Here is a 13,661-nt window from a genome sequence, read left to right on the forward strand (position 1 = left end):
TTTGGCGATGCTGCTCGTTATCAATTAATTAAACTCAATTGTCTCTGCTGATGCCCCTTTTGTATACGTAATATCCGCATCGGATGGCAAATTGCGTATTTCTTTTACATGATTACCTTCAATGATTATTTTACCGATTTTCGTTCCTTTAAAATCAATAATCGCATTACCTTTTTTAGGGCTGATTGTTACCGTTTTATCTGCAAATCCAACTCCGTGGAATTCCGCATATTCACTAAATACTGCAATGCCATTTTTAATATCTGTATTTTCACCTAGTGTAAGTGAAATACTTGGGCGGTTCATAATTAACTTGCCTGTTTTATAGTTTTTATAATCGTACACATTTTCCGGTACGATTGGCTCTGGCGTTTCTTCTTTACCAGACTCCAAATCAATTTGAACTAATACCGGATCATGGTCAGATGCACGGCCCTGCGCTTCCGTAAAGTTCGCATTAATATGAATCATATCAATCTCCGTTACTTCTGCAAGATTATTTGATACTAAAATATGATCCAGCACTTGGTTGTTACCTTGGAAGTAGTAGCTGAAACGGTCTTCCACAGGTGCCTTGTCCACCATATTCGTCAAAACGCCGCCTTTTAATGTTTCAAGAGCCGGTGTAAATTCAAAGTCATTCATATCTCCCGCTACAACAATGTTAACGTCCGGATCTTTTGCAAGACCTTCATCGATAAAGTCATTGATTACCTGTGCAAGCTCCATACGCTCCGGTTCAGAGCCTAAAACCGGTGGCTGTGTTTGGCCCCATAATGAATCGTCTCCGCCTTTAGAATTTAAATGTGCACCAATAACAACAATGCGCTCTTCCTGGAATTCAAACTCTGCCGCAATCGGTTTACGTGTATCTTCAAATTTTGAAGGATTCACAAAACCTGGATTCAATGCAAGGCTGCCCTCTTCTGTCCATGCATTCGCCTGCTCTCCAGTACCATTCGGCCCTTCAACAAGTGATACACGTTCAGGGTTGTACAAGTATCCTACACGGATATTTCCGCCTGGTGCACCACCGCTTGTATTATTGATCGGCATAACATCAATCCAGTCATACTGAGGACCACCCGCTACTTTAATTGCGTTAATTAAACGCAAGTAACTTTCTGATGCATCGGCATTATCTGAATCTGTTTGACCGTCATTATCCTGTACTTCCACTAATGTAATAATATCCGGCGACTTCATATTGTTTACAAATGTTGAAGCAATTTTTGCTGCTTTTTCATCGGATGTATTATCCTTGTTATTCGAAAAGTTTTCGATATTGTAAGATGCCAAATTCAGCTTGTCCGCTACTGGTTCAAGATGTGTTACTTCCTGCTGAATGTTCGCCTTTGTTATGTCCGGGAATACTTTATTCGTATTCAGCCGGTAACCATCAGAGAAGTTTTCTACAAAACCGATCAGCGCATCATTAAAACGATCGCCTGATTCATAGTTTTTCGCTGATACCCCTTCAAGCATAATCTTTTCCGGGTTGTAATCATCGGCAGCAATATTTAGACCGCCATTGTCGTTAAACGTATTATTTGTTGTATTGGGAACGACGATTGGTGAATCATTGTTATACATCGGTCCTACTACCCTTGCCTCAGGGAATGAGACAAGCATGTACTCGATTGACTCCCAGAAATCGATTCCATCTTCCTTCGGGTCAAAAATGGTAAAACTGTCATTATCGATAATTCTGTTTGGCGGGAATAAATCTTCACCGATAACAAGTGTTTCAGGAACAGCTGCCGTTCCTGTTTTTTCAATCTCATTAGCAGCAATTTGCGTATCCTTTAAACGCGTATTTCCGCCCACTTCAGTTACATTACCCGTTACTTTCACTGCATCTCCAACCACTACACCATGCGATGATTTGTTCACTTTAATTGCAGTTGATTTCACACCATCGAACGGTGTATTTTCTTGCATAATGAAATTTGAAGCGTCAATTACAAACGTTACGGTTCCATCTACATCGTTTACTTGTAATCCTGCATATGGAGAAGTATGGTTTGCCCCTTGAATTTCACTAATTGTCGCATTATCCGTATCAATAATCTCGTAAACGAATGTCGCAACTGCACTGTTCGTTAAACCGGCTTTCACGGCAATAGCTTTAATTGTCATCGGTTTGTAGACAGTAACTGCACCTGTATACACTGTACTTGCTGTTGTCGGTGTGGAGCCATCCACTGTGTAATAAATCGTTGCACCTTCTGTAAGTGTAGATAGTGTTACATCTGTGCCAGCTGTTACGCCGCCCGAGTGAGAAGCTTGGACATCCTGCACTTTTGTCGTATCTTCAATAATACGGATTGGCAGAAGCTGGTGGTTTGTAAACTGACCAACAATCCCTGTAATTTCCCCGTACGTTTTTCCATTTACTAAACCAGAATCTCTTGTTTTATCATAAATTGCAAACGAGCCGGCTGCGTCTGTTCCTGTAAAGTTTTGGCCAGACCCGGTAATTGCTACATCTTTCAACGTTACTAATCGTGATTCATTGTCTTCTGCAATGCCTTCACTCGTAATAACTTGCGGATCTGGTAAAGTCGCCGCTGTTGGTGTACCAACAAGAGAAATATTCGTCAACTGCTTCAGCCCGCTGTACTCAGCAACTTTACCTTGAACGGTAACAAGGTCTCCAACATTTGCTGCAAGACTGTCTGCTGGGTAGATTGCAATTGCCGCACCCGTTTCGTCCTGAATATGCGCTGTTGCTGTTTCCAATTTTGCTGTGACAATACCCGAAACAATTACTTCCTCGCCGATTGTTTTATTGCGAGCCTCTTCAATTGAAATGGCTGTTGGTGCTGTTTTGATCGTGAAGGCAAATGTTGCAACTTCGCTATTATCCAAATCTGCTGCTGTCGCGAATGCTTTAACCGTCGTTGCTTCATTGATAACAATACCTGTTGATCCGTTATAAACCGTACTTTCTATTGTCGGTTCAGAACCATCTGTTGTGTAATAAATCGTTGCATTTGGCGTATCTGTTGATAGTGTTACTTTTGTTCCTGCATAAACTTCGCCGGCTGCTGGGGAAGCTTTTACAGTTGCTGCTTGTGTTGGTTCTTCTGGGTCGGGTGTATCATTACCAACAAACTTTATAGAAGTTGGTGTCTTTAAACCCGCATGAATCCCAAAGTATTTTTCCAGTGAACCAGTTATGACTACTTTTTTGCCCAAATTGCCAGGATTCGTTTTTAATCCAAATTCAGCTCTAATTGAAGCAGGTGAATTTGGCAATTGAATATAGAGCATTTTCTTCACATCGGTTTCACCCGGAGTGTCCGCGATGGCAATATTCGTATCAGTTTCAGCTTCTACTACATAGGAAGTTTCACTTTTCGCAAACCCCACTATATAACCTTCTACTGTTACATCCGGCTTAACTGAAGCTGGATCAAACTGACTGATTGCTTCATCAATTCCGATAGCCCCTGTAGCCTCTGCTTTTACAACTGCAAAATGAGGTAAAATCATAGATAGTACCAGTAAAAATGAGAAAGCAATTTTGGAAATGTAATAGAGTACACTATTCTTCATTTGTTTAGCTCCTTATAATTTTTTATATCTCAAAAAAAGCAAACCCTTCTGTATTTAATTAAGGGATTTGCTTTGGGAGATTAAATGAATGCGGTGTTACTTTTAAAAATGTCTCTTATAATAAGAACACTTACATACTTCATTACATCATTTGAATATTAAAGTTATATTTATCCAATGTTTAAATTTTATTAAATTTCAGAAATATCTAGTAGAGGCAATTCTCCTATTATATTAATTCGGGTCTTACTTCTCATTAATAGTATCTCTTTAGCGTATATTTAATTCTACTTATCCCTTAAATTTTCTAACTATTATGAATGTAGCCCTACTTTTATAGCTGACTCATCTCAAATCAATTAAATTTGCACTACTAATAAAATTAGCAAATAGAACAAGCATGCATTTTTACGTATCTCTGTCAAATCCGGAAACACGTTTACTGTACGATGACGTTACATTACGCGCTACCTTTGAAAATTAAGTGCGCTCGATCCAAACAAAAAAGTAATTACTTATTGTGGTGGTGGAAGTTGGAAGTTTAAGCTTTTAATATTTAATATAATATTTTTAATATTAATATCAAAAGGCTTTTTATTATTTAATAAGTGGATTAAGTTTTACAGGGGTATATCAATACAACAATAAATATAAGCATAGACTAAACAAAAAGAGAAAAGCTCTACACAGCAATAGCTATGTGAGCTTTTCAATAAATTCTGAAATTCTAAAGAACTAGAAAATTATATTTATATTAGAAATTATTTAATAGTTCCTGAAGAAGCAGTACCTACACCGCCGACTTTTTCAGTTAAAGTAACTACCGCGCCAGAAATTGTTATATCATAGTGACCAGTAACTGTATTGTCAGCAATTAATGCAGCAAATACTTTACTAGCAACCGTTGATGTAGAATCACCAGCAGCAACAGAAACATTTAAAGTTTTAGTAAATGTACCATCTACTAATGAAACTGCAACAGTACCAGCATTTGTTGCACCACTAGTAATAGTTAGTGTAGCCACTTCTTTACCAGGAGCAACACCAGCTGTTGTGTCTACAGATGTAGCAGTTGTTACATTATTCGCTAATGTTACTACCATTGTAGAATCATCAGCAGCTGCAGTTTTTGCAGTTAAAACTACCTCTTCAGTAGTTGAACCTTGAGTTACATCGAAGAAGCCAGTAACCGCTGTGTTAGCTTTTAATGCATTATAAACTTTTGTTCCAACAGTAGTATCTGTATCAGAACCAATTACAGGTACAGTAATATTTAATGGAGTATTTCCGTTAAATCCTTTAGCAACAATTGTAACAATTGCATCTCCTGTTCCAGTTGCAGCAGTTGCAGTTAACGTTTCAACTTGTGCAGTACCTGCAGTACCTGCAGTACCTACAGCAACAGTACCAGCTACACCAGTGCCAGCAATTGCACTAGCTAAAGTAAATGTCGATGAAGCTAATGCTGCTCCATCTACAGCTACTGCAGCTTTTGGACTAACAGTTAAAGTACCAAGATTTAAACCAGTAGCGCCTGTAATAGCTAAGCTAATTTTGTTATCATCAGCAGTTCCATCAGTAATTGATGCTACTGTACCATTCGTTACAGCAAAATCAGTAGCGTTTAATTTAGTTGCGTCTACATTCTTACTGAATACAAGATCGATTGTATCTGCATTACCGTCACCATTCACATCTAATACTTTTGTTGAAGTAACAGTAACAGGTACATTAGCTGAACCAGTAATCGATTCAATTTCTAATGTGTAAGTGCCATCTGAATTTTTAACAGAAGTAACTTTTACAACAGAATTAGTAGCTAAAGCTTCAGATACTAATGTTTCGAAGCGCGATTCAGAAATTACAACTCCTGCTTCATTTTTAAATGAAGAAGTTGAATATGTGATAGCATCAAAACCAGCAAATGTCAATTTATTATTAACAGTATCGATTAATGATACATTACCAGTGTATACATCTGGTACTTGTGTACCTTTTGTGAATGCTAAAGTAGCAGTTTGATTAGGTAAGCTTACTAATGAAGCAGAAGCTTGAACAGATACATTTGATGCAACATTTGTAGATGTTACAGGAAGGACTGCTTTACCGTTTACTGCGTTAACTTTAATTGTTTCAGTTGTACCAGCTTTAACAGTTTTACCATTCGCAACAATATCAGCAAATTGAGCTGTTACTTGGTAAGAAACCTCATAGCTTCCTGTGCCCGCGAAATAGTCGAAACCATTTTGATCAACTGATTGGTACTCGAAGTAAGCAGTTTGAGTACTTGGTAATGTAGTTACTTCTTTACCATCTGCATTTAAAACTGTTAATGCAGCGTTAGCAATTACAGCATCTACGAAGTAAGTACCTTCTCCTACTGTTTGTAAGTCATTTTTGTCTAATCCAGCTTCTGAACCGTTTTCTAAGTAAACAGTTGGTGTTGCATAAGCATCATGGTTACCTACTAAAGTGAATTTCGCTTCACCTTTTGAACCAGTTACTGTGATTTCATGACGAGTTGATTTGTTAGCAACTACACGAGTAGTACCACTCTTGATGTAAACAGCTTTATCTGTGCTATAGCTTCCATCAGCAAATGTTACATAAGCTTTTGTTCCAGCTGGAGCAACTTTACCATCTTTATCAGTAACAGTTACAGTGTATTCACGTCCACCTTCACCAGTACCTTTGTTGTTAGCATTACCAGTGTTAATTGCAGCAGCATTTTGAACGCCTTCTGCTTTAACTGATAAACCTAACGTATGGTTTAATTCAAACTTAACTGCTGGAGCAGCTGCCTGTAATGCTGTAGCAGTGTATTTACCAACTTTATTTGTTGAATCGTCAACGAATACAACTGGTGTTACTGATCCGTTAGAACCAGTTAATGTGAAAGTACCTTCACCATTAGCATTCACTTTAACACGTACAACTTGTACGCCGCCAGTCGTTACTTGTGATGGGTAAGATGCATTTGTAGTAAGACCAGTATCAATTACGCTTACACCACGAACTAATTTATCTGGAGCAACGTCAACGTTTTCTAAGAATGCTACGTTTACATAGTTGTAATCATCAGAAGTTGAAGTTGTACCGAAAGTTTCTGTTACAGATGTATCTGTTTTGATTTTATAAACTTTTTTAGAACCGTTAGCTAATACGTTACCAGAAGTAACTTCTGTTACTGTTAATCCTTGAGCCCAGTAAACTTTACCAGAAGCAAATACTGAAGATTTATCAGTAGCATAAGCTGTTACTGAATCATTGTTTTTGTAATAACGAGTGTAAGTATAAGTAGCTACACCCTCTTCGTTAGTATATGCAACAACTTCTTTTTTCTCATTTAAGTTTGCATTATCATTCACAATGTTGAAAGTTACAGGGATACCAGCTTTTGATTGACCAGTCGGAACTGTTACTTCTGCTTTAACTGTAACTTCTTTACCAATTGTACCTTGTACAGAAGGAGTAGTTAATTTAATAGCAGTAGGTACTACAGCTGAGATACCTTTGAATGTACCAGCTTTAGCAGCATTTACATTTAAAGTGTATACTTTATCGCCAGTTTGAGCAGCAGTAGTTAATACAAATGTTTTAGCGTCTGTTTGTTTAACAACAGCATTTTTAACTTCAAGACCATCAATTGTGAAGTCTAATGCTTCTTTATTGTCAATTGCATCTTTGAAAGTTACTTCAACAGTTGTGTTGTTGATTGCTTTGATTTCAGATACAGCACTGTTTGCAACACCAGTTACAGCTGAGAAGTCAGTGTTGATTGTTTTGTATAAGAATGTAGCAAATTGGCCACGAGTAGTTGAACCTTTTGGATTGAAGTTTGCTACTGATGGGTTTGTGATATCGAAGAAGTCAAGAACTTCGATTGCAGCACGAGCTTCTGCTTTAGCTGTGAAAAGATCTTTAACATCTTTTTTGTACTCTTGACCTTGTACATAAGAAACTAGGTCGATGTTGTTTAAAGTATCGAATGCACGAACTAATACAACTGCCATGTTTTCGCGAGTGATGTTGTCACCAGCTAATAAGTTACCATTTGAACCGCTGAATACGCCTGCATCATATACTACAGCAGCATATTTTAATAACTCATCGTTTGAAGCAGAAGTTAAGTCGTTGAAGCGTACGTTTGTTTTGTAGTCAGCAGGTACTTCTAAACCTTTTGATACTAAGTATTTACCTAATAATTTAACAACGTCAGAACGAGTTAAAGTTTTGTTAGGTTGGAACGTTCCATCTGGGTAGCCGTTGATAACGCCAGCATCTACTAATGATGTGATCGCTTCTTCGTGTGTGTTACCTTTGATGTCCGATAATGATGCAGCAGATGCAACTGGTACGATTGCAGATGCTACTAAAGTAGCTGTCGCAGCTGTTGCTACGAATTTTTTGTATTTCTTTGGTTGGTTAGCCATTGAAAAATTTCCTCCTCATAAGTGAAAATAATAATTTTAGTTACCCACACGAAATATGTGCAGAAAAACTAACTACACATAAATTCTAGTAGTATACATTTACTATGTCAATCTTTTTTTGCCAATAAACCCAAAAATATACTATTTTATTAGACTGCAAGATATGAATCCGTAAATATATTCAGATAACTTCAAATTTCTTTAATTATGACATACATCTACTAATAAAAACAACATTTTCTTTGACAATTAATTTCCAATACTATTCAAATATAACTAAAATTCTTGGGAATTATTGGTTTACATAACATTAAAAAGTAATAAAATTGGATATATAATGCAGTTATACCAAGGATTTAACTGGAATTTATACATTACAATTATTACCGATATATTACTTTTGTAATATAGTTATTATTTATGTGACCATATTTTTTCCTACCTGGTTAGTGTATGAATGGTACGAATTAATAGAACCAGTTCGCTAAAATTCGACAAAAAGACAAAAAGAAAAAGGCTTTAGCATCTAAATGCTAAAGCCTTTTTCTCGGGCTACCAACCGAGTTTTTCCTTGCAGGGAAAAGTTAAAATTTAAAATATATCGTAGAGGAAATCTCACTACTGAATTTAGTGTATCATTAACATTACAAATAAACAATCAAATATTACAAAGATTACACTATTTTTTTTCGGTTACTTGTTGTTCTTCGATCCGCGTGCTACTTCCAATAAAAATAAAGGCAAGGCAATTTGGCGTTTAATCCGGTGTGGTTCCTTCATTAAACGGTAAAACCACTCCATTCCTATTTTTTGGAAAGCTTCTGGTGCTCTTTTCACATTGCCTGCCAATACGTCAAACGACCCACCCACACCTTGATAAATCGTCGGATGAAGCTGATTACGGTTTGCATTAATCCAGTTTTCCTGTTTTGGAGAACCCATTGCTACAAAAAGTAAATCCGGTTTCGCTTCATTAATTTTATCAATAACTTTTTGATTATCCTTTTCATAGCCGTCCTGTGTACCGGCGATTTCAATAGATGGATAGAGCTCTTGTAATTTCTTCGCCGCCTGATCTGCAATTCCTGGTTTTCCACCATAAAGGAAAATAGGCTTTTTACGCTGTGCTGCTTCTTCACATAGACGCAGCATCATATCAACACCTGTCACACGTGATGTGATTTGCCCTTTTTGAATTTTCGAAGCCAAAATTACACCGATTCCATCCGGAATTTGAAACTCTGCGTTATTAAGAAGTGTCTTTAATGCCGGATCTTCTTTTGCTTTAATAATTTTTTCAGGATTAATGGCAACGATTAACGATTTTTGCTGCTTTTCGATTTGATCAAATACTTTTGGAAGCAGTTCATCATAGCTTTCGGTATTTACCTGAATGCCGAGTATGGTTTCTTTCATATATAGTCTTCCCTTCTTATATTCCATCAATCAATTACGCCTTGGCGTAATTGCGTCCAGATTTTTTTGAGTTTACTCAAAAATTCCCTTTAAAAAATCTGTGACATCCGCCTGGGGCTTATCTTCATTCAGCAGGCGTTTTGAACGCCTGCTGAATGAAGATAAAAAACAGTAGGCAGTACGTTTTAGACGCACTGCCAAGTTTTCAATATTAGTTCTTCGCATCTCCAAGTAAGTGGAACTGGAAGCCTGCTTTTTCCCATGCTTCACGGTTCAGGCAGTTTTTCGTATCGAATACGATTTTGCTTTTTGCGTTCAATGTTGACGGATCCAGCTCTTTAAACTCTTTGTGATCTGTCAGGAACACTAAAATATCAGCCTGCTCCAACGCTTCCTTCATGCTTTGTGTTTGTGTTTTATGTTTGTTTTGCTTAATGTGCGGGTCATGTGAAACGACTGTTAAGCCTAGTTTCTCTAACTCATCGATGACGATTGTCGATGGGCTTTCACGCATATCATCTACATTTCCTTTGAACGCTAAACCTAATGCAGCAACTGTTGCGCCTGCAATACCGTTTTTATTTAAAATCGCCTGTGTTTTTTGTGCTGTGAAGCTTGGCATTGAGTCATTTGTATTACGTGATAAGTGAATGATTTGGGCTTGTTCCCCGCCTAGCTCAACTAAAAACCAAGGATCGACCGCGATACAGTGGCCGCCTACACCTGGTCCCGGGAAATGAACGTTTACACGTGGGTGATAGTTCGCAAATTTAATTGCTTCCCAAATGTTCACATCTAATTTCTCAGCCATTTTTGCTAATTCGTTCGCAAATGCAATGTTCACGTCACGATAAGTGTTTTCCATTACTTTTACTAATTCAGCTGTTGTTGCATCTGTTAAATGGATTGTGCCTTGAACAAATATTTCATAAAGTTCTTTCGTAAGCTCTGCTGATTTTTGTGAAATCCCGCCAACAATACGGTCATTGTTTACAAGCTCCTCAAAAATACGGCCCGGAATAACGCGCTCTGGAGAATGGGCTACAAATAGTTCTGTCCCTATTTCCAGACCAGACTTCACTAATTCAGGCAGCATCACATTTTCCACTGTTTTTGGTGGTACTGTTGATTCTAAAATAACTAAATCGCCTTTTTTCACAAAAGGCACGATTGAAGCTGTTGCTTGACGAACATATTCTAAATTCGCTGTATTGTCCGGATTGATAGGTGATGGTACCGCGACAATATACACATCTGAAGCGACTGGTGTCGTCGATGCCGTTAAAAAGCCTTCATCCACCGCTTTGTTCAGGCGCTCCTGTAAGCCGTTCTCCTCAATATGTAGTTGTTTATCCTGAATACTTTTCACAGCTGCCGGGTTCACATCAACACCATGTACCTTTACGCCGTGATTTGCGAACATTACCGCCGTTGGTAAACCGATGTATCCTAAGCCAACGACACAGATTGATTTTGTCATGATCGTTTCTCCTTCACTTTCAAAAAAGCTATATCTCATTGTTTGATTGTTGTATAATTTATTTCACGCATTTTGCCTGCATTCGTTACCAATAAATTGAATAACTTCATTTAATACAGTTCCAAAATTCCGTTCATTTATAGGACGGAATGGTTATTCAAATGGTTGCCTGTAAATGCTTGAAAATTAGTCCTGCATTACAGTATACAACTTTCTGCTCGCTGTGTGAAATAGTTTTTATTATTCAAGCTGTTTAATGAACGCTTTCCTATTATTTTGCCTTTGAAAGGGATAGTTATACTAATTGAAAAGAATCATCGGTAATATACATACAAAAACCCCATTAGCTAATATTAGCTAACAGGGTTTAGTTAAAATGGGCAATCACGATGCATAGCCTCCAGTTAATCGTTCCTTTTCCGCAATTAAATTGTGGAATAATACTTCGTCACGTGATTCGAGTGCTTCATCGATTAAACGGGATAAATTACTTTCTTCCAATACCCGCACAATCCCTTCAACTTCTTCATCAAATTCCGGTGACGTTTCATTTTTTAACGGTGTTACATTATTTGAGACATTTTCAATAATCGGCATTAAATATTCGTGTACGTTTGATACGAGTAAAAGCTGATACAGCGGGAGACGTACGAAACGATTGCCGCGCTGGAATACAAACACTTCCGATAAATTTTCGACTTGCATTGAGTTTAAATCAATAATCATTTCTTTCCCTTCAATCGGAATGAAATGAAAAACTTCCTCGTCTTTTGTAATGGAAAAGTATTGATAAGCAAAGACTAAGCGTAATTTCGTGCCCGTCATTTTTGTATAGAACGGCTTCATAAATTGTACTTGAATCATGGGAATTCCTCCTTCACTTATTTTCGTTGGGATTTATCCGAGTCATAAGACCTAATTTCATTTATCATATGGATGCATTCATTTAAGTGTGCTTGAAACTCAATCAATTTCTCTGTTGCTTATAGTTTCCCCATACTTTCTACATTTCAAACCTTCAAAAATGGCCTATTCGCTTAAAAAATTTATTCAATGTCTCTTCACATTACCGATTTGTCTGGATTCGTATTATAATGGAAGGAACGACTTTTTTTCTTCCTTCACCTTGAATGAAGTTAAAATTTCCAATGCAATTAATTATTAGGGAGGGGAAACCCGTTTTGAGTTTATCTTTTTCCGAGATTGCCCATGCACATAAAGATTTTATTCAACATACATTACAATCCTTTGAAGAACAGCTTCTCCCTTCAGCAAATGAAGATGCAGAATTGGTGACACGCGCCATGTTCTCTGTCCGTAATCAGGCAATTAAGCCACCGCACTATTCAAGATTCAGCCAAATACTGGTATGCCAAGTTCAGGACGTCAATACAGCGGAAGTGACGATTAATTTTCCGGAACAAACGATCAGCTGCAGCTGTCCTAAAAAAGATCTATGCCGCCACCAGCTTGCAATTATTTTAAAGCTGTCGCAATATTTTATTTCACTGCAGCAATGGCTTTCTATTTGGCGTTCTAAAAGATCTGTTCCGCTCCAGTCATTGGCGTCTGAGCGCAGTCCTGAAAACTGGCAGATGATGGCTGACGAAGTGCTCAATTATGCTATTAAAGGTCCGCAACCATTGGAGCCGTATACATTATCAGGTTTAATCGAAAATATTCGTACTAAGCTGCAGCGCCACCGCCCTTATGAGCAGGAATGGCAGGAGCTGTTTAACTTGTTTATGGATATCGCCGTTTCGAAACATTTTCTGTTACATGCAGTCAAAACGAAAGCAGATCTGAGTCACCATTATGTTCAGTTCTTTTTGGAAAATACGTTAAGCCTCATTCAGCGGTCGATTGATACATTAAGTAAAACAACACGGCTGTTTGCAACCGAGCCATTTTTTGATGCCATTCAGAAAAATGTCCACGAGATTCTTTTTATCGAAAAAGGTGCAACAGCATTCCGGCTATCATTGTATTTGCAGTTTTGGACAAAGCTATTTAATGAACGAAAGCGCTTAAATAATGAACTGGCACTTTTGGAACAAAGTGATGATAGCAATACAGATATCGATTTAAATGTAGTAAAATCCATTTTTTATATTTTATTAAGTTCACCGTCACAACTGGAACAAGCAGTTGAAACAATGAGCGAAAATAATGTGGAAGGGTTTATCGACATAGCCCAATATGCATTACAGAAAGACTTTGTCGATGAGGCGACCGTTATTTTAAAAAAGGCACTTCCTTTTTTACAAACGTTTGTGCAGGACAACTTATTGCCGATACGTCGCCAGAAATTTACGCGTAAGCTCGATCACCTATACGGTCAAGTTCAACTGAGTGACAGTGAGGAGCTCGCATTGTACTCTTCGTTCGGTCGTTACGGTATTGAGTCGTTTTCAAACTATTTACTGCGTCACAATCGTTTGGATGAGTGGGTTGCACTTCATCAGCTCTATCCTTCATCAATTCCTTATTTAGATCAATGCGGTTTAAAGGATGTTGTCGCACAGTCACCCGAAACTGCACTCCCTCTTTACCATTTTTATGCGATGGAAGAAATTCAGCAGAAATCGCGGCAAAATTATAAGCAGGCAGTCCGCATTTGGCGTGCGATGAAATCGGCTTCCAAAAAAGCCGGAAAGCTCGACTATTTTACAGCATATATTGAAGCCGTGCAGCAGCAGTACAAACGTTTGCGTGCACTGCAAGAAGAGATAAATAAAAGCAATTTACTTATTTAGATTATGTATTTTGCT

The 13,661-nt window shown here is 37.8% G+C and carries 6 protein-coding genes; 1 reads left to right on the plus strand and 5 read right to left on the minus strand.

Annotated features, from left to right (window positions below):
* Positions 1-24: 24 nt before the first annotated feature.
* The 5 genes from CBM15_RS02750 to CBM15_RS02770 form a co-directional block, all read right to left on the minus strand.
* Positions 25-3,561 carry a chitobiase/beta-hexosaminidase C-terminal domain-containing protein gene (locus tag CBM15_RS02750; RefSeq protein WP_087615647.1) on the minus strand — a complete coding sequence of 1,179 codons (3,537 nt, stop codon included), beginning with the start codon at positions 3,559-3,561 and terminating at the stop codon, positions 25-27.
* 761 nt (positions 3,562-4,322) lie between these two features.
* Positions 4,323-7,994 (minus strand): S-layer homology domain-containing protein, encoded by a 3,672-nt coding sequence (locus CBM15_RS02755; RefSeq protein WP_087615648.1) that lies wholly within the window; start codon positions 7,992-7,994, stop codon positions 4,323-4,325.
* Between the two features lie 693 nt (positions 7,995-8,687).
* Positions 8,688-9,410 carry a WecB/TagA/CpsF family glycosyltransferase gene (locus CBM15_RS02760; RefSeq protein ID WP_087615649.1) on the minus strand — a complete coding sequence of 241 codons (723 nt, stop codon included), beginning with the start codon at positions 9,408-9,410 and terminating at the stop codon, positions 8,688-8,690.
* Between the two features lie 211 nt (positions 9,411-9,621).
* The gene (locus CBM15_RS02765) at positions 9,622-10,890 is read right to left on the minus strand and encodes a nucleotide sugar dehydrogenase (protein ID WP_087615650.1); all 1,269 of its coding nucleotides are present in this window, start codon (positions 10,888-10,890) and stop codon (positions 9,622-9,624) included.
* Positions 10,891-11,274: 384 nt separating this feature from the next.
* Complete coding sequence (locus CBM15_RS02770) at positions 11,275-11,754, minus strand: IDEAL domain-containing protein (protein WP_008404409.1); 480 nt, start codon at positions 11,752-11,754, stop codon at positions 11,275-11,277.
* Between the two features lie 317 nt (positions 11,755-12,071).
* Between CBM15_RS02770 and CBM15_RS02775 the strand changes: the two genes are divergently transcribed.
* Positions 12,072-13,646, plus strand: a complete 1,575-nt coding sequence (locus CBM15_RS02775; protein ID WP_087615651.1) for an SWIM zinc finger family protein — start codon at positions 12,072-12,074, stop codon at positions 13,644-13,646.
* The last annotated feature ends 15 nt before the right edge of the window (positions 13,647-13,661 follow it).

It is taken from the genome of Solibacillus kalamii, from assembly GCF_002174535.1.
Lineage (GTDB): Bacteria > Bacillota > Bacilli > Bacillales_A > Planococcaceae > Solibacillus > Solibacillus silvestris.

Bases quoted from the DNA above. Each gene is read 5' to 3' on its own strand.
- CBM15_RS02770 (WP_008404409.1), bottom strand. From the start codon at position 11,754: ATGATTCAAGTACAATTTATGAAGCCGTTCTATACAAAAATGACGGGC.
- CBM15_RS02750 (WP_087615647.1), bottom strand. From the start codon at position 3,561: ATGAAGAATAGTGTACTCTATTACATTTCCAAAATTGCTTTCTCATTT.
- CBM15_RS02760 (WP_087615649.1), bottom strand. From the start codon at position 9,410: ATGAAAGAAACCATACTCGGCATTCAGGTAAATACCGAAAGCTATGAT.
- CBM15_RS02755 (WP_087615648.1), bottom strand. From the start codon at position 7,994: ATGGCTAACCAACCAAAGAAATACAAAAAATTCGTAGCAACAGCTGCG.
- CBM15_RS02765 (WP_087615650.1), bottom strand. From the start codon at position 10,890: ATGACAAAATCAATCTGTGTCGTTGGCTTAGGATACATCGGTTTACCA.